The following is a 20,834-nucleotide window of genomic DNA, read 5'->3' as shown; positions in this document are numbered from 1 at the left end:
GCGGTTAGCTTTAGTGAGCCACGGCAGCCGCGCCGTGTTCGTCGATCAGATGACCGGTATAGAAACGATCCAGCGAGAACGGCGCATTCAGTGCATGCGGCTCGTCTCGTGCGATGGTGTGCGCATACGCGAAGCCCGAGCCCGGCGTCGCCTTGAAGCCGCCCGTGCCCCAGCCGCAGTTGAAGTAGAGGCCCTTGACGTCGGTCTTCGAGATGATCGGGCACGCGTCCGGCGAAACATCGACGATGCCGCCCCACTGACGATTCATGCGCACGCGCGAGAACACCGGGAACATCTCGACGATCGCTTCCAGCGTGCCTTCGATGATGTGGAAGCTGCCGCGCTGCCCATAACCCGCGTACTGGTCGACGCCCGCGCCGATCACCAGATCGCCCTTGTCGGACTGGCTGATATACGCGTGCACCGCGTTCGACATGATCACCGTGTTCACGACCGGCTTGATCGGCTCGGACACGAGCGCCTGAAGCGGATGACTCTCGATCGGCAGACGCACGCCTGCCATGTCGGCGAGCGTGGTCGTGCTGCCGGCCGTGACGACCGCGACCTTCTTCGCCTTGATGAAACCCTTGGTCGTATCGACGCCCGTCACCTGATTGCCATCGCGGCGAATGCCGACGACCTGGCAGTTCTGAATGATGTCCACGCCCGCGCGGTCCGCGCCGCGCGCGAAGCCCCAGGCCACCGCATCGTGACGCGCCACGCCGCCGCGACGTTGAATCGACGCGCCCAGCACCGGATAGCGGCTATTGAGGTTGATCGTCGGCTCGATTTCCTTGATCTGCTGCGGCGTGAGGAACTCGGCATCGACGCCATTGAGGCGGTTCGCGTTCACGCGACGTTCCGTATCGCGCACGTCCTGCAAATTGTGCGCGAGGTTCATCACGCCGCGTTGCGAGAACATCACGTTGTAGTTGAGGTCTTGCGAGAGGCCTTCCCACAGCTTCATCGCTTTCTCGTACAGCGCGGCCGATTCATCCCACAGATAGTTCGAGCGCACGATGGTCGTGTTGCGCGCGGTGTTGCCGCCGCCGATCCACCCCTTCTCGAGAATCGCGACATTCGTGATGCCATGCTCTTTCGCCAGATAGTAGGCCGTCGCGAGACCATGACCGCCGCCGCCGACGATCACCACGTCGTACTCGCGCTTCGGCTCGGGACTTCGCCACTGGCGCTCCCAGTTCTCGTGATACGACATGCCGTTGCGCAGCAGGCTGAAGATGGAATAGCGGCTCATGGTGTATCTCTTCCTTCGTGCGGGGTTTGTGCTTGCAATCGATTCAGCATTCGATGACGTTCACGGCGAGGCCACCGCGCGACGTCTCCTTGTATTTCGTTTTCATGTCGGCGCCGGTTTCGCGCATCGTCTTGATGACCGAATCGAGCGACACGTAATGCTTGCCGTCGCCCTTCATCGCCATGCGCGCCGCGTTGATCGCCTTGATCGAGCCCATCGCGTTGCGCTCGATGCACGGAATCTGCACGAGTCCGCCGACGGGATCGCACGTCATGCCGAGGTTGTGCTCCATGCCGATTTCCGCGGCGTTTTCCACTTGTTCGGGCGTGCCGCCCATGACGGCGGCGAGCGCGGCGGCGGCCATCGAGCACGCGACGCCCACTTCGCCCTGGCAGCCGACTTCGGCGCCCGAGATCGACGCGGTTTCCTTGTAGATGATGCCGATGGCGGCCGCGGTCAGAAGGAAGCGCACGATGCCTTCGTCGTTCGCGCCGTGCATGAACTTCACGTAGTAGTGCAGCACCGCGGGAATCACGCCGGCCGCGCCATTGGTCGGCGCGGTGACGACGCGGCCGCCCGCTGCGTTTTCTTCGTTCACGGCCATCGCGTAGAGATTGACCCAGTCGAGCATCGACAGGGGATCGCGCAGCGACTCTTCGGAACGCGTGCGCAACTGGATGGACAAGTCGGCCGCGCGGCGCTTCACGCGCATCGGGCCCGGCAACTCGCCGCGCTCCTTGCAGCCGCGCTCGACGCACGCGGCCATCACGCGCCACACGGCGAGCATGCCCTCGCGCACGTCCTGTTCGGTGCGATTCGCGCATTCGTTCTGCATCGTCACTTCGGCGATAGACAGACCTGTCTCCTTGCAGATGCGCATGAGATCGTCGCCGGTGCGAAACGGATGCGGCACCGTGTTGCCGGCGCGCAAGCCATTGACGCGATCGCCCTCGCGATTCACGACGAAGCCGCCGCCGATCGAGTAATACTCTTTCTCGACGAGCAACTGGCCGTTTTCGTCGAACGCCTGAAAGCGCATGCCGTTGGGATGCACGATGCTCGAACCCGGCGCACCCGGCATCAGCTTGCGATAAAAGCCGATATGCTCGCGCTCTTCGAACGCCACTTCATGCTTGCCGAGCAGGTTCAGGCGCTTGCTTTCGCGTATTTCCTTCAGGCGCGGCGCGATGAGGTCCGGATCGATGAGGTCGGGCAGATTGCCTTCGAGGCCGAGCAGCACGGCCTTGTCGGTGCCGTGGCCCTTGCCGGTCGCGCCGAGCGAGCCGAACAGCTCCGCGCGCACGCGGGTGACGAAGGCGAGCAGATTGGCGTCCTCGATATGCGACGCGAACCGGCACGCCGCAATCATCGGTCCGACGGTATGCGAGCTCGACGGTCCGATGCCGATCTTGAACAGATCGAAGACGCTGACGTTCATTGGCGTGTCCCTGGGTGTGGCGTTGCGCGATGCGCGGCCGTGGTTTCGCGGGGTTTCTCTATGGCGCCTATTGCACCAAACCCTATAAAGACCCGATAGAACAAAAACGCCGTCGAAATGGGATAGCGGCGTCAGCGCTTCGCGGGCGGCGTTTTCCCGGTGATTTCGAACGGCCGATACGACGCGCGTAACAGACCCTTTCGCGATTCGCGCCTTTTTGCGCATCTTCGTTGCACTTTCCATCCTTTTGAGACTGGTCCGAAGCGCCGGGACAGCGTGCATCGGTATATTCCCTAGGTATTCGGCTGAGCCCGCGCTCACGCTTTCCTACCTACCTTCCCCGCTTCTTCCGGTTCGCATTCGATGGAAACTCACGCACTCCCCGACCAGTTCTTCAAATCCTGGGTTCTCGCTTTCCTCGTCGGCGCGGTGGTCGTCGGCACGCTCCAGGCAATCGGCCTGCTTTCGCCCGAGCACGTGCTCACGCGCGAGGCACCCGTCTGGGGCGCGCTCGTGTTGCTCTGCTCCATCGATCCCGTGCTGCGCTACTTCGGCATCTTGAAGGCGGAAATCGAGCAGCGCTGGGGCGATTACACGATCGCGAGCGTGCTCGGCCGCGCGACGGGCGCGCTGATCGGCGGCGTCTTCGCATGGGGCTTCGCCGTGCTCGGCGGCTGAGCGCCGCTTCCTTCTTCCTTTTGCGATTCATGCGGCCGGCGTCACTCGACGCCGGCCGCATCGTTTCCGAGACGCGCCCGCGGCCCGCGGCCGAGTGTTATGCTCGCTGGATAACGTCCAGCCGCATGTCGCCCGCATGAGCCCCGCAGAACCCCTTCCGCCGTCGTCCATCGACGGTCAGTCGAAATCGCGCATTCGCTTCGGCATCATCCTGTTGCCGAACTTCACGCTGACCGCGTTCTCCGGTTTCGTCGACCTGTTGCGCCTGTCTGCCGACGAAGGCGATTTCAGCCGCCCGGTGCGCTGCTCGTGGAGCGTGATCGGCGAGACGCTCGCGCCCGTGCGCGCGAGTTGCGGCATTCAGATCACGCCGTGGGAAACCTACGATCAGGCCGAGCCGTTCGACTACGTCGTCGTGGTCGGCGGCCTGCTGCATTCCGGTCCCGCCACGAGCGAGGCCACGCTTCAGTTCATCCGGCGCGCCGCCGCGACGAATGCGACGCTCGTCGGCATGTGCACGGGCGTGTTCTCGCTGATGCGCGCGGGCGTGCTCGAAGGGCATCGCATCTGCGTAAGCTGGTTTCATTACTGGGATTTCGTCGAGCGCTTTCCGCATGCGGACGAGCAGGCGCTCGTCGCCGATCGTCTCTTCGTGATCGACAGAAGGCGCATTACGTGTTCGGGCGGGCGCGCCTCGATCGATGTCGCCGCCGCCATCCTGCTTCGTCACTTCGAAACGGCGACGGTGCAAAAGGCACTGCGCATCCTGCTCGTCGACGACATGCAGAAGGGCAACGCGCCGCAGCCGCATCCGCCGGGTCTCGCGCCCGCCACGCATCCCAAAGTGAAACGTGCGATCCTGCTGATGGAGCAGCACGTCGGGCGTTCGCTCTCGCTGGATGAACTCGCGCACAAGCTCGATCTTTCGACGCGCCAGCTCGAACGGCTTTTCAAGGCGGAGACGGGCAAGGCGCCGCAGGCCTACGCGAAGCAGGTGCGGTTGCGCACGGCTGCATGGCTTCTGACGAGCTCGGACAAGACCGTCGCGGATATCGCGTCGAGTTGCGGCTTTTCGGACGCATCGCATCTCGGCCGCGAGTTCCGCAAGCAATTCGGCGTGCCGCCGATGATGTATCGCGAGCAGGGTGGCGGGACGCAGGACGCGCAGGAAGCCGCTCACGCAATGGACTACGACGAAGTTTTTCCGGGCCGCGCTCAGGCGATCTAGGCTTTATCCGCTTCACGTTTTCCGCGGCTCGACACACCAAGGAGGAACGGCATGGAGACTCACGGGTATTCGCAGGAAGAATGGCAGGTGCGCTGCGATCTCGCGGCGCTTTATCGCGTGATCGGACACTTCCGCTGGACCGACATGATCTTCACGCACATCAGCGCGCGTGTGCCGGGAGAAGATCATCACTTTCTGATCAATCGCTATGGCGTGCTGTTCGATGAGATGCGCGCGTCGGACCTCGTGCGCATCGATCAGGAAGGGCGTCCCGTCGAGGCGCGTGCGAGCGACGATCCCGAGCGGTATCGCGTGAATCCGGCGGGCTTCACGATTCATTCCGCGATCCACATGGCGCGTCCCGATGTGCTGTGCGTCGTGCATACGCATACGGCGGCGGGCGCGGCGGTGTCGGCGCAGAAACAAGGCTTGTTGCCCATCAGCCAGCACGCGCTGAAATATTACGGGCATATCGCTTATCACGATTATGAAGGCATCGCGCTGGATCTCGCGGAGCGGGACCGGCTCGTCAATGATCTCGGGCCGCATAACGCGATGATCTTGAAAAATCACGGGTTACTGACATGCGGTAAGTCGATTCCCGAGGCGTTCCAGGAAATGTATTTTCTGGAAAGGGCATGCGAGATTCAGATCCGGGCGCTCGCGGGCAATGCGGAATTGAATCTGCCTTCGCAGAAAGTTTGTGAACTGACGGCAGAGCAGTATCGCAGGGATGAGTCCGATGGGATCATGGCGCTGCAGTGGGATGCAGCGTTGAGGATGATCGAAGGGGGCGCGAGGACGGATTATCGGAGTTGACGCGCCCCTGGAGCGTTTCGAGGTCAGTTGCCCGCGGCCACATACGCCTTCACCGCCGGCAACCCCTCCTTCCCATCAAACGTCTTCACGCCCGCGAGCCACTTGTCGAGCACCGCGGGATTCGCCTTCAGCCACGCCCGCGCGGCCTTGTTCGCGTCGGTCTTGTTCATGATCGGCAGCATCACGTGGTTCTCGATATCCGTCGTGAACTGCAGGTTCGACACGAGCTTCGCGACATTCGGGCAACGCGTGTCGTAATCGGTCGGCGTGACGGTCAGCACCTTCGCTTCGCCGTAGTTCGGCCCGAAGACGTCATCGCCGCCAGCCAGATAATCGATCTTCATCTGCACGTTCATCGGATGCGGCTCCCAGCCGAGGAACACGATCGGCTTCTTCTCGCGAATCGCGCGATTCACTTCGACGAGCATGCCCGCCTCGCTCGACTCCACGAGCTTGAACTTGCCGAGCCCGTACATGTTACTGTCGATCATCTTCTTGATGAGCGCATTGCCGTCGTTGCCCGGCTCGATGCCGTAGATCTTGCCGTCGAGCTTGTCGTAGTTCTTCGCGATATCGCTGAAGTTCTTGATGCCCGCCTGATACGCGTAGTCCGGCACCGCGAGCGTGTACTTCGCGCCGGTCAGATTCGGCGTCGCCAGAATCTTGACCTGATTCGCCTTCTTGAACGAATCGATCATCGGGTCCATGGTCGGCGACCAGTAGCCGAGGAACACGTCAATCTGCTTGCTCTTCACACCCGCGAAAGTGATCGGCACCGAAGCGATCGTCTTGGTCGGGTTGTAACCGAGGCCCTGCAGAACCGTCGATGCAAGGCCGGTCGTCGCCGCGATATCCGTCCAGCCGACATCCGCGAAGCGCACGTTCCTGCACGCGGCCGGCTCGGCGGCATACGCGCCTGTCAACATTGCCGTTGCCAGCGAAGCTATCGACGCAATCCACAAGCGCTTCATCGTTCTCTCTCCGAGTTTTTTAAAGGCACGACCCGGCCCGCGCGCGAGGCTTCGATAAAAAGCCCGCGCGGACCGAAGATATAAAAAGAAAAGCGTCAGGCCGACAATCGCCGCTCGACGCTCGGCGCATGGCCGAACTGCGCGCGATACGCCTTGCTGAAATGACAAGGCGAATGAAACCCGCAAATGCTCGTCACGCGCGCAATCGACGCGTCCGTGTTGCGCAGCAGTTCTCGCGCGCGGCGCAGACGCAGCGTCAGGTAGTAATGCGTCGGCGACACGTTGAGGAACATCTTGAACATGCGTTGCAAGTGGCGCTGCGACAGATGCACGAGCCGCGCGAGTTCTTCGAGCGATAAAGGCTCTTCGATGTTCGCTTCCATCAGCCGCACGACTTCGACGAGCTCGGCGCGCGAGAATCCCACGCGCGCATCGACGGGAATGTGCTGGTAATCCGTCGATCCGCGAATCCGCTCGACGATGAACTGCTCCGACACCTGTGCCGCATGCGCCTGCCCGAGCCGCATGCCCACGAGATTGAGCATCAGGTCGAGCGGCGCGGTGCCGCCCGTGCACGTCATGCGATCGCGATCGATCACGAAGAGCTCGTCCGCGAACCGCACATGCGGAAAGCGCTTGTTGACCGGCGACATGTCTTCCCAGTGCAGCGTGCAGCGATAACCGTCGAGCAGCTTCGCCGCAAGCAGCGCATACGGTCCCGTGCAAATGCCGCCGAGCGGAATGCCCGCTTCGTGCGCACGCTGCAATAGTTCGATGACCTTATCATCGACATAATCCGCGACATGCCAGCCCGCGCACACGATCAGCACGTCCGGCATGCCGGCTTCGTCGAGCGTCACCGTCGGCTTCACGGTGATGCCGTTGCTCGCGCGCGCTGGCTCCCCATCCGGCGTGATGATCGACCATCGATAGTGCTGCGTGCGGCCGATGTAATTGGCCATGCGCAGCACCTCGACCGCGCTCGTGAACGCGATCATCGAAAAGTTCGGCAGGGTGAGGAAGCCGAAGTGCGCGAGATTGGACAACGGTGATTCGGTACCCGCTGGGACGATCGCGTCGCGCTTCATGCATGGACCTCGTTTAGCCTTGTTGCGTCGCCGGTGCGCGGCGCACTTTCATCACGCTCTTGAGACCCGCGAACAGCGGGGCGCGCGCCATGCCGGGGGAACGGCCGAAGCTCTCGGTGATACGGTCGAGAATGATCGCCAGCAACACCACCGACAAGCCGCTCTCGAAGCCCAGGCCAATATCCAGACGCTGAATCGAGGCGAGCACGTCGTTGCCGAGACCGCCCGCGCCGACCATCGACGCGATGATGACCATCGACAGCGCCATCATGATCGTCTGGTTCACGCCGGTCATGATCGAAGGCAGTGCGTTTGGAATCTGCACCTTGTAGAGCAACTGGAACGGCGTGCAGCCGAATGCCTGTCCCGCTTCCACGATCTCGCGGTTCACCTGCTTGATGCCGAGTGCGGTGAGACGCACGGCGGGCGGCATCGCGAAGATGACGGTCGCGAGAATCCCCGGCACGCGGCCCAGGCCGAACAGCATCGCGGCCGGAATCAGGTAGACGAAGGCGGGCATCGTCTGCATCAGGTCGAGCACGGGGCGCACGGCCATTTCGACATACTTGCTCTTCGAGGTCCAGATGCCGAGCGGAATGCCGAGCAACAGGCTGATGAACGTGGACGACAACGTGAGGCCGAGCGTGATGACCATCTGATCCCAGAAGTTCGTCGCGTAGATCAGCAATAGCGCGGCAAGCACGAAGGTGGCGAAGCGCCAGCCCACGCGCCATAAACCAATGCCGACGAAGATCGCGATGAGCGCCCACATCGGAACGGCCTGCAGGCCGTGCTCGACCGCGGCGGCGAATGTCTCGATGACCTTGCCGATGGAATCGAACGTCTTCGCGTCGTGATCGAGGAGATAGTGGACGCCGTGGTCCACCCAACTGCCAAGCGGGATGATTTCAGACATGGGAACCTCGATGGTGCGTAAGGACCTTCAGGACATTGGTCTTGTTGATCGACCCGCAGTACGAGCCGTCCGCCTCGACGACGGGCAGCGGCGCGGGGCTCGCGACCACGCGGTTCACGACGTCGTCCAACGCCATGTGCCGCTCGATGCAATCGATATGCTGAACATTGGCGCTCTCGCGCCCGACGAAGCCACGGATGCGGCGCTGCGCATCGAGCACGAACGCATAGTCGGCGCTGCCGTTCAGGGTTTGCGCCACGCTCGACGCGTCGATCTGGATGTTGTGCCGGATGAGCGGCACTTCATCGGTCTGCATCAGATCGCCGGCGGTGAGATAGCGGCTCGTGTCGATGCCTTCGAAGAAGGCCTCCACGTAGTCATCGGCTGGATTCGTGATGATTTCCTGCGGCGTGCCGATCTGCACCACGCGCCCACCTTCCATGATCGCGATGCGCGTGCCGATGCGCATCGCTTCTTCGAGATCGTGCGACACGAAAAGAATGGTGCGGCGCTGCTCGCGTTGCAGATCGAGCAGCACGTTCTGCATTTCCTTGCGCTTGAGCGGATCGAGCGCGGAAAACGCTTCGTCCATGATCATCAGCGAAGGATTGACGGCGAGCGCGCGAGCAAGGCCCACGCGCTGCTGCATGCCGCCCGATAGCTGCGACGGCAGCTTCTGCGCGAACGGCGCGAGACCGACTTGTTCGAGCACGGTCATCGCGCGGGCTTCGCGCTCCTTCTTGCCGACGCCCGCGACTTCCAGGCCGAACGCGGCGTTGGAGATGACGGTGCGCTGCGGCATCAGCGCGAAGGACTGAAACACCATGCTCATGTCCTTGCGGCGCAGTTCCGTGAGTTCCGAGCGCTTGACGGCGGCCACATCGCGGCCATCGATCAGCACTTTTCCGGCGGTCGGCTCGACCAGACGGTTGATGAGCCGGATCAGCGTGGATTTGCCTGAGCCTGACAGGCCCATGAGCACGAAAATCTCGCCTTCCTTGACGTCGAAGGAGACGTTATGGACGCCAACAATCTGTCCGGTGCGCTTGAAGACTTCTTCCTTCGTCGCGCCGCCGGCCAGCATGTCGAGCGCCTGCTTGGGACTGTTGCCGAATACTTTGCACAGTCCTTCGACTACTACCTTGGGGGAATTCATCGAATATCTCCTGGCGAGGGCGGACGTGCGTCCGCGCTGTGCATACATAGTTGCTAGAAAAAAGTCGCATCAGCCGACTATTTGCGACAACCACATGTGGAAATACGACACTTGAATATAGGCCGCTTTCCGCATGTGCGGCGAACGCCATGCTGGATAAGGCTTTGCGGCCGTCGAAGGGCAATGACGCGGAGATTTCGGCGTGTCGCCGGAAGACAAGTCGAGGCGCGTTTTTGCGATGCAAACAGTCTTTTAAGCGCCGTCAGAAAGGCGAAAGGAAGGAAAACTGCGTCGCGCGCGGACATGCGCGGAGAAAAGATGCGCCGGTAAAGATACCGGGACAGCTGAGAATTGCTAGAAAAACTACATGAAAGCGATGAAGCGGCGGGCGGGTCGTACGGCGTTGGCCGTCGTGTGTTGCTGGTGTTGTGTTTCCCGCGCCGCCATCAGCCGCGCATTACAGGCGGATGCCGAAAGCGGTGCCGCGCGACTTGCGCTGACGCTCCGATTCACGGAAACGCGCTTGATACGAGTAGTCCTTGTCCATCGGAAGGTGCGGCGATTCGAACAGCGAAGCAAATTTTTGCAGCAGGGCGAAGAGGTAGCTCATGACTGACTCCGTTTGACGATTGAGGGTTTTCCCTTAGTTCGAATTATAGGGATAGCCCTGCCCGATTTCTAGTGCAATGCAGCATTTCTAAGAAATTTTCCCGTAGTTTTTCTACCTCTCGACCGGTCCTTACTCGAAGCTGAATACAGGGACGGGACGCAAGCGCCCGAGCAGCGGCGTTCCACCGTCAAATGGAACGCATGTGCGGCACGCCGCCGCACTGCGGTGTGTCGCAGGAATGTGACATAAGGGCGGGATCAGCGAGCAGCGGAACCGGCGCGATGGTGTGTGTGGCGCGCTTGCGTTTGCGGCGTGGCCTGCACCGGCGAGGCGTTGCGCGGCGTGTCGGATGGCGGGCGCAGGCTGAAGGTCGCCGAATCGGTATCGAACAGCGAGGCGAGCGTCGCCTGCTGGTTGAGCATCAATTGCTCCGTGCGATCCTGCTGCAGCTTGGCGTCGTGACTCATGCGCAGCAGCACCGCCGTTTGCGCGATGCCGGTCGCGACCGTGACGAGCATCACGCAGACTATGACCGTCAGCATCGTCTTCATGCGGCGCGCGTGGGCCGTGGCGGACGTGCGCTGCTCGGCCATCACGGCGTGGAGCGCGTCGATGGTGTCCGCGAACGCGGTGGCGCGGGCGCGGTCGAGTTCGGGCGCGCTGGATTTCGCGAACGGCTCGGCTTCGCCGCGCGCCGGACGCACGCTCGGCTCGCCGCGATCCTGCGCGATCAGCGCGCGCGCCGCGCTTTCCGGCGCGACGGACGTGCTGATGCTCGCCGAGCGCGGCGCGGCAGCGGCGATCGCGCCGGTCTTGTCCGCGGACTCGCGCTGATCCGGCTGCGATGCGTCGATTTCGGGCGGTTCGTCCTGAAACAAGCCCTGCTCCGGCGCGGACGATGCCGCCGTGCCCCGCGCCAGGCGTTTCGCGGCCGCGGATTCAGCCGCATTGACGCCCGCGGGCGGCGTGCCGCAACTCGACTGCACCGCCGCGAGAAACACGTCCGGCAATTCGAATCCCTCGAACGTGCCCTGACGGATATCGGTATTCAGCGCCTGGAGTTGCGCGCGCTCCGCGTCTTCCGCGAACAGGTCGAGCGTTTCGCCGCCGCGCGCGCCTTCGCTCAGTTGCGCGAGACGCTGCGCCGAGCGCGCGGCGCGGGCGAGCTTCTTCTCGGCGTCGGCGCCGGCCTGCATCGCTTGCGCGCGTCGGCGGCGGGTTTGGGCGGCGGATTCGGCTCGAAGCGTGTCAGGATCTCTTTTTACTGCGGAATCTGGCATAAGTTCGCAAGACGGCAGCTTCCACGGCCGGCGCGGAAGGCACACCGGCGTTTCAGCGGATATTTTCGAGAGGCGGCATTGTCGCACGGCTGCACGGGCAATCCAGCCATCGCGAGGCAAATTCAGCTCACGTCTTCCTCGCGAAACTCGCGCACCACGTCGAGTTGCCGCAAACGCTCGCGGATCGCCTGATATTCGAGCGCCGATGCGCGCGACAACTCCACGCGCACCTCGTCCAGATCGGCCGAATCGTCACTCTGCTGCACGATGAACTGCTTCACGCGCACGCTGCCGGGCCCGAGCGCCTCGTGCAGCGCGTGAAAGCTGAGCGAGCCGCGATCGACGAGCATCGTCAGCTGGCGGCGCTGCTTCACGTTGATGAAGCGGCGTTCGAGCGGCTTGATCCCCGCGAGGATGACGAGAATGATCGCCGTCGCCGCGATCGACGCCGTGTACAGCCCGCCGCCGACCGCAAGCCCGATCGCGGCGACGGACCACAGGCTCGCGGCCGTCGTCAGCCCGCGCACGATCTCGCCGCGCAGCAGAATCGATCCCGCGCCGAGAAAGCCGATGCCCGACACCACCTGCGCCGCGACCCGCGACGGATCGAGCACGACGTGATCGGCCGTCAGCGCATCCGCGAAACCGAACGCCGACACGATCATGAAAAGCGCCGAGCCGACGCACACGAGCATGTGCGTGCGCAGCCCCGCCGCCCACGCGAGCCGCTCGCGCTCGAAACCGATGACGCTGCCGAGCGCCGCGGCCATCACGAGCCGCGAAACGAGTTCCACATTTCCCAACATGTTGTGCGCCCTCCTCGTTTGAAAAGCCCGTTGCCGCACCTGAAAACGCGGTGCGCGCCGGGCCGGTTTTGCTATTCTTTCCTGTTGCGTGACCCTGGCACGGCCATGCGCTTTTCGGACCCAATCAGAGTCTTCGTATGCAGGATCAACAACTCACCGCTTCATCGCCGATGCAATCGACGAGCCCGGATTCCGCCGCGCAGTTGCGCGCCCATTATGCGAACGTCGTGCTGCCCGTCTGGCGCGGTTCGGGGTTCAATGCGTCACTCGGGCTGGCGTACGAAGCCGTCGCTCCCGGCGATCATGCACCGTTACCGCCGAAGCGGTATCGCGCCATGGCCTGCGCGCGGCAACTGTTCGTGTTCTCCGAAGCCGGCGACCTCGCCCATGCCGCAACGCTCTTCGAATCGCTGCGGCACTATTTTCAGGACAGAAAAAACGGGGGATGGTTCTATAGCGTGGATGCGAGCGGTGCGCCGCTCGAGCGCCAGAAGGATCTGTACACGCATGCGTTCGTGGTGTTCGCGTGCGCGCATTACGCGAAAAAAAGCGGCTCCGCTGACGCGCTCGCGCTGCTCGACGAGACCTCGCGGCTCGTCGAGGCGCGCTTTTCGAGCGGCGGCGATCTGCTGAACGCCGCGCTCGCCGAGGACTTCGGCGCGACGCTCGAAACGCCGCTGCAAAATCCGCTGATGCATCTCGCGGAAGCGTGGCTCGCCGCGCGCGAGGCGACCGCCGACCCCGCCTACGACAAGCGTCTCGCGCAGCTCGCAAGATCCGTCGCGGATGCGTTCGTGCATCAGCCGAGCGGTGCGATCGCCGAATTGCCGATGGGCGCGCCAGGCAACCGGCTGGAGCCGGGCCATCAGTTCGAGTGGTATTTTCTGGCGCAGGGCAGTGGTCACGCCGCGTTCGAAGCGGCGGGCCTCAACGAAAAGCTCGCGCGCGCCTTCGATTTCGCGCAACGGCACGGCGTGGACGCGAAAACTGGCGGCGTGTGCGCCGCGCTCGACGAAGCCGGCCACGTGATCGACGGCACGGAGCGCATCTGGGCGCAGACGGAATATCTGCGCGCGCTGGCCACGCGCGGCGACCCCGTCGGCGAGCAGATCGAGCGCTTCCGCGCGCGCTTCCTGCATGCAACCGGCTGGGTCGAATGCCGCTCGGCGCAGGGCGAGATCATCCGCGCCGAGATGCCGTCGACGACGCCGTATCACCTCGCGACGTCGTACGCGGCGTTGCCTGCCTGAGCGGGAACGGACTCAGGCGAGCTGAAACACCGACACCGCCGCCTTCAGTTGCCGCGTCTGCTCGTGCAGCGACGACGCGGCCGCCGCGGCCTCTTCGACGAGCGCCGCGTTCTGCTGCGTCATCTCGTCCATCTGCGTGACGGCCTGATTCACCTGCTCGATGCCCACGCTCTGCTCAAGCGACGACGCGCTGATTTCCGCCATCATCTGCGTGACGCGCGAGATCGACGCCGACACATCGCGCATCGCCGCGCCCGCGCGCTCGACGAGCACGGAGCCGTCGCTGACCTGCGCGACCGATTCGCCGATCAGCTCCTTGATTTCCTTGGCCGATTGCGCCGAGCGCTGCGCGAGCCCGCGCACTTCGCCCGCCACAACCGCGAAGCCGCGCCCTTGCTCGCCCGCGCGCGCCGCCTCGACCGCCGCGTTCAGCGCCAGAATGTTGGTCTGGAACGCGATGCCGTCGATGACCGAAATGATTTCCGCGATCTTGTCCGAGCTCGCCGCGATGCCGCGCATCTTCTCGACGACATCATCGACCACGCTGGAGCCGCGCGAGGTCGCGTCGAGCGCCTGGCCTGCGAGCGTGTTCGCCTCGCGGGCGTGCTCGGCGTTCTGACGCACGGTCGCGGTCAGCTCTTCCATGCTCGATGCGGTTTCTTCCAGCGACGCCGCCTGATTTTCCGTGCGCGCGGAAAGATCGGCGTTGCCGCTCGCGATTTCGTCGGCGCCGAAGTTGATCGAATCCGACGTCTCGCGCACGGTCTTCACGGTGCCCGCGACGCTCGCCTGCATCGTCGCGAGTCCCGCGAACAGACGGCCGATCTCGTTCGTGCCGCGATCCTCGATGCGCTCGTCGAGACGCCCCTTCGCGATGCGCTCGAAATGACGGCCCGCTTCCTCCAGCGGCGCGATCACGCCACGGCGCAGCGCGACGTGCGTCAGCGCGACGCCCGCGACGAGCGCCACGAAAATCACGATGCCCACGGCGCGGAACCACGCGTAACGCGTATCGATCGACGACAGATAGCCGCGGCCGGCTTCATCGCCGAAATCGACGAACTTCTGCTGCTCGGCGAGATAGCGGTCCTGGAAGCCTTGCGTCGGCTGGTCCAGAAACGCCTGAATATTGCCCGCGTCGAGATACTGGACGAGCTCGGAAAGCGCCTTCGAATACTCGGCGTACTTCGCCTTCAGCGCGGTCATGCGCGCCAGGTTCTCGTCGCCGGTCTTCGGCGCGTTCAGAAAGGCGGTGAACGACTTGTCCGCCGCCGCGATCTCCTCGCGCGCGTGCTGGACGATTTCCGTCGGCTCCGTGCCGCCGCGCACCATGCGGGTGCCCGCGCGGGAGAGGTTGATGCGCGCGTCCATCAGATGCTGGGTGGTCTTGTTGACCGCGTTCACCTGCTTGAGCGCGATGTCCGAGAGACTGCCGACATCGTCGTGCGTGCGCGAGAGCGACCAGAACCCGAGCCCTTCGGTCACGAGCTGAAAGAGACAAAACACCACCAGAACGGCCAGCAAACCGGATGAAACCTTGATCTTTCCGAACATCACAAACACCCACACTTTCCGAAATTGAGGCCCGCGCGATGCGGGGACAGTGCGGGTTTACGGCAATCACGCAGGAAAGCTTGAATCGTTTGCCGCCATGGCGTGTCTACGCGAATGAGGGGAATGCGCGGTCCCGGCGAAGCGTCGCCGGAGGGCACGCATGCCGCTCGAAACGCACCATTGCACAATTTTTGCGTGACTTCCTTGCAGTGGGCGCGAACGCTTCCTATTGTCTTTGCAGGACGGCACCGAACCCACCCAAGGAGTGTCCGAATGGCCGAAATCGTCGATATCGCGCGCGGTGCGCTGAATGCGCAACCGTTCAGCGCCTTGCTTGGAACCAAACTGATGCAGGTCGATTCAGCAAGTCTCACGCTGTGCCTGCCGATCAGGGACGAGCTGAGGCAGCAACACGGTTTCGTGCACGGCGGGGTGGTGAGCTATCTCGTGGACAACGCGCTGACTTTCGCGGGCGCGCTGCGGCTCGGGCCGAAGGTCGTCACCGGGGAATACAAGATCAACTATCTGCGTCCGGCCGTCTCCGGCACGCTGATGGCGCGGGCGCGCGTCGTCCATGCGGGCCTCACGCAGGCCACCTGCCAGTGCGATGTATTCGTCACCGACGGCGGCGCCGAGCGGCTCGTCGCGGTCGCGCAGGGCACGATCACGCGGATCGTCGACAGCGCGGCCGCGGAGCCGGTTTATCACGCCTGAGCGCCATCACGGCCGATGCGTCATTCGATCGACGCGTCGCAGGTCCGGTCGAATGAACGTACCTTGACGGCGCGCTCCAGGGCCGCGAGCCGTTGCAATGTCACGAGGCCCAGCAGGGCGAGCGCGAGTCCGAGCATGAAGTCCGCGCGCACGCCCGCGCGATCGACGATCGTGCCGCCCACCGCCGAGCCGGCGGCGATCGCCACCTGAATGATGCTCACGAACATGGCGGAGCCGGCTTCCGGCGCATCCGCCGTCCCGCGCTGAATCCAGACGCTGAAGCACAGCGGCAGCGCGCCGAACGCGACGCCCCACAGCAGCATTCCGGCCGTTTCGCCGATGCCCGAATGTTCGAGCAGCAGCATCGACGACAGGGCCGCGAGCAGCAGCAGGACCATCGCGGCGACGGATTTCTTGAGATGGTCCGAGACGATCATCGACATCAGCGCGTTGGAGAAGAAGCCGATGAGGCCGAACCCGAAGAGCAGGAAGGTGATCGCGCTCAGCGAAAAGTCCTGTTCGAGCAACGGTGCGATGTAGGTGTACGTCGAGAAATGCGCGCCGAAGACGAGCGCGACCATCAGCAGGCTCAGGCGCGTATGAGACCGGCCGAGCAGCGTCCTGAAACTGGCCAGGCGCAAAGCCGATGCCGACGGCAGCGACGGCACGAGCAGCACCTGTGCGACGAACGCCACCGCGACCAGTCCCGCCGTGGCCGCGAACGACGCGCGCCATGATGCGAACGACGCGATGAACGTCCCGAGCGGCACGCCGATGACGGTGGCGAAGGTCACGCCGGTGAGGATGGTGGCGGTCGCCTTGGCCGCGTCCCTGGCCTGCACGAGTCGTGGCGCGGCCGCGGTGGCGAGCGTCCAGAAGCCGCCCAGCGCGGCGCCGAGCAAGGCGCGTCCGACGAGCATGACCGGAAGGTTCGTCGCGATCGCGCACACGATGTTCGCGATCAGCAGCACCGCGGTCAGCATCAGGAAGACGTATCGACGGTCCATGCGCCCGGCGCTGACGATGAGCGTCGGCGCGAAGATCGCGGCCATGACGCCCGGAATCGTGACCATGAGGCCCGCGACGCCGTTCGACACGTCGAGGTCGTGCGCGATTTGCGGCAGTAATCCGACGGGCAGGAACTCGGCTGTCACGAACGCGAACGCGCTCACCGCCACCGCGATGACCGAAAGCCACTGCCGCACGGACGTTGACATGCCCGCCGACGACGCTGGCGTTGCTGGTGTATCGATATGCATGATGAATTGATGCTGGATTCAGGCCTGACACTCTAGGCCGCGTTGCGCTTCGGAAAAAGCGCCGCGACTTGAACAGAGTTGCCGGTGTGGCCGAACAATGTGATGCGGTTCAGTTTTCGCGCTGAACGCTAGAGAGATAGAGAAGCCCGCGCGCTTTGCAGCGGCGGGCCTTTGAAGCAGGAATGACGCGGTTTATTGCGCCGCGACGGTCTTCTGTTGCTGCTCGCCGAGGCCCTGAATGCCGAGGCGCACCGTCTGTCCCGCTTTCAGGTAGACGGCGTTCGGCTTCACGCCCATGCCCACGCCCGGCGGCGTGCCCGTCGAAATGACATCGCCCGGCTGCAGGCTCATCACCTTCGACAGATACGCGACCAGTTGCGCGACCGTGAAGACCATGGTCTTCGTGTTGCCGTTCTGATAGCGCTTGCCGTCGACTTCGAGCCACAGATCGAGCTTCTGCGGATCGGCGATTTCGTCCTTCGTGACGAGCCAGGGACCGATCGGGCCGAACGTGTCGAAGCCCTTGCCCTTGTCCCATTGCGTGCCGTGTTCGAGCTGCCACTCGCGCTCGGAAACGTCGTTGATCACGCAATAGCCCGCGACGTAATCGAGTGCGTTCGCTTCATCGATGTACTTCGCTGACCGGCCGATCACCACGCCCAATTCGACTTCCCAGTCGGTCTTGACCGAGTTGCGCGGAATTTCGACGTTGTCGTTCGGACCGCAGATCGCGCTCGTCCATTTGTTGAAGATGACCGGCTCGGTCGGCACGGGCAGATTCGATTCCGCCGCGTGGTCCGCGTAGTTCAGCCCGATGCACACCATCTTGCCGACGCGCCCGACACACGGCCCGATGCGCGGATTGCCATCGACCACGGGCAGCGTCGCAACATCCACACCGCGCAGTTTCGCCAGGCCCGCTTCGGTCAGCGTCGCGCCGGCGATGTCATCCACGACCTTCGACAGGTCGCGAATCTGGCCCTCGGCGTCGAGCAGACCCGGTTTTTCCTGACCCTTGGGGCCGTAACGAAGCAGCTTCATCTGATTTGATCTCCTGTTTCGAAAAGATTGAGCGATCGGTCAGTTGGACCAGCCGCCATCGATTATATGAATCTGGCCCGTCGTGAACGACGATTCGTCCGAGCCGAGATAAAGCGCCAGCGCGGCGATTTCCTCGGCGCGGCCGACGCGGCCCATCGGCTGACGCGCAACGAACGCGGCCTGAATCTGCTCCACGCTCGCGCCCTGCGCTTTCGCCTGCTCGGCGATGCGGTCCTTGAGCGACGGCGATTCCACCGTGCCGGGGCAGATCGCGTTGCAACGCACGCCGCGCGTGACGAAATCCGCGGCGACGGACTTGGTGAGACCGATCACGGCCGCCTTCGACGCGCCATATACGAAGCGGTTCGCCACGCCCTTCACGCTCGACGCCGCCGACGACATGTTGATGATCGAGCCGCCGCCCTTCTCCAGCATTTTCGGCAGAAACGCGCGGATCGTCCGGTACATCGCCTTTGCGTTCAGGTCGAAGGCGAAATCCCAGTCGTCCTCGCTCGCCTCGAGAATCGAGCCGGCGTGCACGAAGCCCGCGCAGTTGAACAGCACGTCGATCGGGCCGATTTCGTCGGCGAGCGCGTTGATCGCCTGCGCGTCGCGCACGTCGAGCCGCTTCACCTCGAAAGGCTTGCCTTCGAGCGATTCCGTGCGAATGTCGGTTGCGATGACGCGCGCGCCCTCCTTCGCGAAAAGCTCGGCCGTCGCGAGGCCGATGCCTTGTCCCGCCGCCGTGATGAGCGCCGTCTTGCCTGCCAGTCTTTGTACCATCTACTGCTCCAGTCGAATGTGTTTTTGAGACATGCCGGGTATAGCAGCCGATCAAATACGATAGAACGCGCGGGCGTTTCCGCCGAAAATCGCGTCCTGATCGGCTTTTTCGAGATGCGACGTGAGGTTTTGGACGGTGGCGTGCCAGTCGCGGTAGTTTCCGTTCAGGTTCAACACCGGCCAGTCGCTGCCCCACATCAGACGTTGCGGTCCGAAATGTTCGAGAAGATGCGCGACGTAAGGTCTTAAGGTTTCGTCGCGCCAGTTTTCCTTCGATTCCGTCGCCAGGCCGGAAAGTTTGCAGCGAAGATTTTGCGGTAATGCGGCGAGTTGCGCGATGCCGTCGGCCCAGGGTTGCCAGCCTTCGGCGCCATCGCGGATCGGCGGTTTCGCGCCATGATCGACGACGATCCTGAGCTTCGGATAGCGCCCCGCGAACGTCACGATCGACGGAACATGCCGCGCGAAAATCAATGCGTCGAAGGCGAGATCGAGATCGATCAGCCGTTCGACGGCATCCGCGCGCGGGGCGTGTTCGATCCACGCATCGTCGGGCAAATCCTGCAGCATCGGGCGCACGGCCTTGAACTTCGGCTCGCGGGCGAATTCGTCGATGATCGATGCCGCATCGATCGAATCGAGCGGCACCCAGCCGACGACGCCCGCGATCGAATCGTCGGCGCGGGCGAGATCGAGCAAGTAACGCGTTTCATCGACGGTCGGCGCGGCTTGCACGACGACTGTGCGTGCTATGCCTGTTGCCTTGCGCAGCGGTGCGAGATCGTCCGGGTCGAAAACGCGATACAGCGGCTTCATCTCCGGCGTGAGCCAGCCATAATCGCCGCGTGCCGGGTCCCAGTAGTGCTGGTGCGCATCGATGTGTGTTTGCGTCTGCGTTTGCGTGTTCATCGCGGCACCGGCGCGCTCGCATGAAGCAGGCCCTCGGCGCGCAACGCGTCCCACAAAGCGGACGGAACCGGCGTCGCGAACGATGCCGCGTTCTCGCGCACTTCGCCGGGCGTGCGCGCGCCCATCAGCACCGTGGCCACGACTTTATGCGCATAAGGAAACTGGATAGCCGCCGTCGAAAGCGCGACGCCATGTTCGCGGCACACGCGCTCCAGCTTGCCGACGCGTTCGACGATCTCTTTCGGCGCGTCGCCGTAATTGAACTTGAGGTCGCCGTGCGCGTTCGTATCGAGACCGCGCGCGAGAATGCCCGAGTTGAACGCGCCGCCGAGCAAGATGCTCACGCCGCGCTTCTCGCATTCGGGCAATAGATCGTCGAGGGTATTTTGTTCGAGCAGCGTGTAGCGGCCCGCGAGCAGCGCGCAGTCGATATCGAATTCCGCCATCGCCTCCTGCACCGCTGCGCCTTCGTTCACGCCGAGGCCGACCGCTTTCACGCCGCGCGATTGCTTCAACTCTTCGAGTGCGCGAAATCCGCCTTCATCGACCAGTTGCTTCCAGTAATGCGAGTTCGCGTCGCCGTGCGTGACGCGGCCGATATCGTGAATCAGCACGATATCGATATCGATCATGCCGAGCCGCATCTGGCTGTCCTCGAAAGAACGCAGAATGCCGTCGTAGCTGTAGTCGTAGATCGCCTGGAACGGCAGCGGCGCCGCCCAGCCTTCGCTGCCGTCGTAGGGCGTCGTGCGCGGAACGAAGCGCCGGCCCACTTTGGTCGAGAGCACGAAGTCGCCGCGCGGATGGTGCCGCATCGCATCGCCGAGACGATGTTCCGCCTTCGTGTGGCCGTAATGCGGCGCGGTATCGAAAAAGCGGATGCCGGCCTGCCACGCGGCATCGACGGTCGCGCGCGCCTCGTCTTCCGTCAGTTCGTGATACAGCCCGCCGAGCGGCGCGGTGCCGAGCGAGAGCGCCGTGACCTCCAGCGCCGTGCGGCCCACCGTGCGCCGGCGGGAAACTGCCTGCTGCGTTCCTGTGGTCATCTGCAAACCTCGAATGATTTTTAGATGGCGAAA

The 20,834-nt window shown here is 63.6% G+C and carries 20 protein-coding genes; 5 read left to right on the top strand and 15 right to left on the bottom strand.

Features of this window, described 5'->3' with window-relative positions; all coding sequences use genetic code 11:
* Positions 1–10: 10 nt before the first annotated feature.
* Positions 11–1,255, bottom strand: a complete 1,245-nt coding sequence (locus AWB70_RS26525; RefSeq protein ID WP_014251521.1) for a sarcosine oxidase subunit beta family protein — start codon at positions 1,253–1,255, stop codon at positions 11–13.
* A 43-nt stretch (positions 1,256–1,298) separates the two neighbouring features.
* The gene (locus tag AWB70_RS26520; RefSeq protein ID WP_053569689.1) at positions 1,299–2,693 is read right to left on the bottom strand and encodes an L-serine ammonia-lyase; all 1,395 of its coding nucleotides are present in this window, start codon (positions 2,691–2,693) and stop codon (positions 1,299–1,301) included.
* Positions 2,694–3,056: 363 nt separating this feature from the next.
* On the opposite strand from AWB70_RS26520, the gene AWB70_RS26515 reads away from it, so the two are divergent.
* The 3 genes from AWB70_RS26515 (at position 3,057) to AWB70_RS26505 (ending at position 5,418) form a co-directional block, all read left to right on the top strand.
* A complete protein-coding gene (locus AWB70_RS26515; RefSeq protein ID WP_045455372.1) occupies positions 3,057–3,371 on the top strand; it encodes a hypothetical protein in 315 nt (104 codons plus the stop codon).
* Positions 3,372–3,507: 136 nt separating this feature from the next.
* Positions 3,508–4,599, top strand: a complete 1,092-nt coding sequence (locus AWB70_RS26510) for a GlxA family transcriptional regulator (RefSeq protein WP_014251524.1) — start codon at positions 3,508–3,510, stop codon at positions 4,597–4,599.
* Between the two features lie 51 nt (positions 4,600–4,650).
* A complete protein-coding gene (locus AWB70_RS26505; protein WP_014251525.1) occupies positions 4,651–5,418 on the top strand; it encodes a class II aldolase/adducin family protein in 768 nt (255 codons plus the stop codon).
* A gap of 23 nt (positions 5,419–5,441) precedes the next feature.
* Here the strand turns inward: AWB70_RS26505 and AWB70_RS26500 are convergent, their stop codons facing one another.
* From AWB70_RS26500 to AWB70_RS26475, 7 genes are all read right to left on the bottom strand, one after another.
* Positions 5,442–6,389: a choline ABC transporter substrate-binding protein gene (locus AWB70_RS26500; RefSeq protein ID WP_041731969.1), complete on the bottom strand. Its 948-nt coding sequence runs from the start codon at positions 6,387–6,389 to the stop codon at positions 5,442–5,444.
* A 95-nt stretch (positions 6,390–6,484) separates the two neighbouring features.
* Positions 6,485–7,477: a GlxA family transcriptional regulator gene (locus tag AWB70_RS26495; protein WP_014251527.1), complete on the bottom strand. Its 993-nt coding sequence runs from the start codon at positions 7,475–7,477 to the stop codon at positions 6,485–6,487.
* Between the two features lie 13 nt (positions 7,478–7,490).
* Positions 7,491–8,393 carry a choline ABC transporter permease subunit gene (gene choW / locus AWB70_RS26490; protein ID WP_014251528.1) on the bottom strand — a complete coding sequence of 301 codons (903 nt, stop codon included), beginning with the start codon at positions 8,391–8,393 and terminating at the stop codon, positions 7,491–7,493.
* Complete coding sequence (locus AWB70_RS26485) at positions 8,386–9,549, bottom strand: quaternary amine ABC transporter ATP-binding protein (RefSeq protein WP_053569690.1); 1,164 nt, start codon at positions 9,547–9,549, stop codon at positions 8,386–8,388. Before AWB70_RS26485 ends, choW begins: the two co-directional genes overlap by 8 nt.
* 457 nt (positions 9,550–10,006) lie before the next feature.
* Complete coding sequence (locus AWB70_RS39100) at positions 10,007–10,159, bottom strand: hypothetical protein (protein ID WP_167351001.1); 153 nt, start codon at positions 10,157–10,159, stop codon at positions 10,007–10,009.
* Between the two features lie 257 nt (positions 10,160–10,416).
* A complete protein-coding gene (locus tag AWB70_RS26480) occupies positions 10,417–11,355 on the bottom strand; it encodes a hypothetical protein (RefSeq protein WP_053569691.1) in 939 nt (312 codons plus the stop codon).
* 206 nt (positions 11,356–11,561) lie between these two features.
* Positions 11,562–12,245 (bottom strand): MgtC/SapB family protein, encoded by a 684-nt coding sequence (locus AWB70_RS26475; RefSeq protein WP_041731971.1) that lies wholly within the window; start codon positions 12,243–12,245, stop codon positions 11,562–11,564.
* Positions 12,246–12,382: 137 nt separating this feature from the next.
* Between AWB70_RS26475 and AWB70_RS26470 the strand changes: the two genes are divergently transcribed.
* Positions 12,383–13,495 (top strand): AGE family epimerase/isomerase, encoded by a 1,113-nt coding sequence (locus AWB70_RS26470; RefSeq protein ID WP_082378111.1) that lies wholly within the window; start codon positions 12,383–12,385, stop codon positions 13,493–13,495.
* Between the two features lie 12 nt (positions 13,496–13,507).
* Here the strand turns inward: AWB70_RS26470 and AWB70_RS26465 are convergent, their stop codons facing one another.
* Positions 13,508–15,049 (bottom strand): methyl-accepting chemotaxis protein, encoded by a 1,542-nt coding sequence (locus AWB70_RS26465; RefSeq protein ID WP_053569871.1) that lies wholly within the window; start codon positions 15,047–15,049, stop codon positions 13,508–13,510.
* 273 nt (positions 15,050–15,322) lie between these two features.
* Between AWB70_RS26465 and AWB70_RS26460 the strand changes: the two genes are divergently transcribed.
* Entirely contained in the window at positions 15,323–15,763 is a 441-nt protein-coding gene (locus tag AWB70_RS26460; RefSeq protein WP_045455378.1) for a PaaI family thioesterase, read from the top strand.
* Positions 15,764–15,783: 20 nt separating this feature from the next.
* On the opposite strand, the gene AWB70_RS26455 is transcribed toward AWB70_RS26460, so the two are convergent.
* The 5 genes from AWB70_RS26455 to AWB70_RS26435 all read right to left on the bottom strand — a co-directional run bounded on the left by AWB70_RS26455 (position 15,784) and on the right by AWB70_RS26435 (position 20,801).
* The gene (locus AWB70_RS26455; protein ID WP_053569692.1) at positions 15,784–17,022 is read right to left on the bottom strand and encodes an MFS transporter; all 1,239 of its coding nucleotides are present in this window, start codon (positions 17,020–17,022) and stop codon (positions 15,784–15,786) included.
* A gap of 192 nt (positions 17,023–17,214) precedes the next feature.
* Positions 17,215–18,063 (bottom strand): ureidoglycolate lyase, encoded by an 849-nt coding sequence (locus tag AWB70_RS26450; protein ID WP_014251537.1) that lies wholly within the window; start codon positions 18,061–18,063, stop codon positions 17,215–17,217.
* Between the two features lie 39 nt (positions 18,064–18,102).
* Entirely contained in the window at positions 18,103–18,846 is a 744-nt protein-coding gene (locus AWB70_RS26445) for an SDR family oxidoreductase (protein ID WP_053569693.1), read from the bottom strand.
* 51 nt (positions 18,847–18,897) lie between these two features.
* The gene (locus AWB70_RS26440; RefSeq protein ID WP_053569694.1) at positions 18,898–19,755 is read right to left on the bottom strand and encodes an amidohydrolase family protein; all 858 of its coding nucleotides are present in this window, start codon (positions 19,753–19,755) and stop codon (positions 18,898–18,900) included.
* Positions 19,752–20,801, bottom strand: coding sequence for an aldo/keto reductase (locus AWB70_RS26435; RefSeq protein WP_053569695.1), 1,050 nt, complete (start codon positions 20,799–20,801; stop codon positions 19,752–19,754). Before AWB70_RS26435 ends, AWB70_RS26440 begins: the two co-directional genes overlap by 4 nt.
* Positions 20,802–20,834: the final 33 nt, after the last annotated feature.

Origin of the sequence: Caballeronia cordobensis (assembly GCF_001544575.2) — a bacterium.
Taxonomy (GTDB): domain Bacteria; phylum Pseudomonadota; class Gammaproteobacteria; order Burkholderiales; family Burkholderiaceae; genus Caballeronia; species Caballeronia cordobensis.
Note: the sequence above shows the minus strand (reverse complement) of the source record. Positions and strands in the feature narration are given on the sequence as shown.

Excerpts from the sequence above, each read along its gene's own strand:
- AWB70_RS26525 (WP_014251521.1), bottom strand. The coding sequence starts at position 1,255 with ATGAGCCGCTATTCCATCTTCAGCCTGCTGCGCAACGGCATGTCGTAT.
- AWB70_RS26520 (WP_053569689.1), bottom strand. The coding sequence starts at position 2,693 with ATGAACGTCAGCGTCTTCGATCTGTTCAAGATCGGCATCGGACCGTCG.
- AWB70_RS26515 (WP_045455372.1), top strand. The coding sequence starts at position 3,057 with ATGGAAACTCACGCACTCCCCGACCAGTTCTTCAAATCCTGGGTTCTC.
- AWB70_RS26510 (WP_014251524.1), top strand. The coding sequence starts at position 3,508 with ATGAGCCCCGCAGAACCCCTTCCGCCGTCGTCCATCGACGGTCAGTCG.
- AWB70_RS26505 (WP_014251525.1), top strand. The coding sequence starts at position 4,651 with ATGGAGACTCACGGGTATTCGCAGGAAGAATGGCAGGTGCGCTGCGAT.
- AWB70_RS26500 (WP_041731969.1), bottom strand. The coding sequence starts at position 6,389 with ATGAAGCGCTTGTGGATTGCGTCGATAGCTTCGCTGGCAACGGCAATG.
- AWB70_RS26495 (WP_014251527.1), bottom strand. The coding sequence starts at position 7,477 with ATGAAGCGCGACGCGATCGTCCCAGCGGGTACCGAATCACCGTTGTCC.
- choW (WP_014251528.1), bottom strand. The coding sequence starts at position 8,393 with ATGTCTGAAATCATCCCGCTTGGCAGTTGGGTGGACCACGGCGTCCAC.
- AWB70_RS26485 (WP_053569690.1), bottom strand. The coding sequence starts at position 9,549 with ATGAATTCCCCCAAGGTAGTAGTCGAAGGACTGTGCAAAGTATTCGGC.
- AWB70_RS39100 (WP_167351001.1), bottom strand. The coding sequence starts at position 10,159 with ATGAGCTACCTCTTCGCCCTGCTGCAAAAATTTGCTTCGCTGTTCGAA.
- AWB70_RS26480 (WP_053569691.1), bottom strand. The coding sequence starts at position 11,355 with ATGCAGGCCGGCGCCGACGCCGAGAAGAAGCTCGCCCGCGCCGCGCGC.
- AWB70_RS26475 (WP_041731971.1), bottom strand. The coding sequence starts at position 12,245 with ATGTTGGGAAATGTGGAACTCGTTTCGCGGCTCGTGATGGCCGCGGCG.
- AWB70_RS26470 (WP_082378111.1), top strand. The coding sequence starts at position 12,383 with ATGCAGGATCAACAACTCACCGCTTCATCGCCGATGCAATCGACGAGC.
- AWB70_RS26465 (WP_053569871.1), bottom strand. The coding sequence starts at position 15,049 with ATGTTCGGAAAGATCAAGGTTTCATCCGGTTTGCTGGCCGTTCTGGTG.
- AWB70_RS26460 (WP_045455378.1), top strand. The coding sequence starts at position 15,323 with ATGGCCGAAATCGTCGATATCGCGCGCGGTGCGCTGAATGCGCAACCG.
- AWB70_RS26455 (WP_053569692.1), bottom strand. The coding sequence starts at position 17,022 with ATGCATATCGATACACCAGCAACGCCAGCGTCGTCGGCGGGCATGTCA.
- AWB70_RS26450 (WP_014251537.1), bottom strand. The coding sequence starts at position 18,063 with ATGAAGCTGCTTCGTTACGGCCCCAAGGGTCAGGAAAAACCGGGTCTG.
- AWB70_RS26445 (WP_053569693.1), bottom strand. The coding sequence starts at position 18,846 with ATGGTACAAAGACTGGCAGGCAAGACGGCGCTCATCACGGCGGCGGGA.
- AWB70_RS26440 (WP_053569694.1), bottom strand. The coding sequence starts at position 19,755 with ATGAACACGCAAACGCAGACGCAAACACACATCGATGCGCACCAGCAC.
- AWB70_RS26435 (WP_053569695.1), bottom strand. The coding sequence starts at position 20,801 with ATGACCACAGGAACGCAGCAGGCAGTTTCCCGCCGGCGCACGGTGGGC.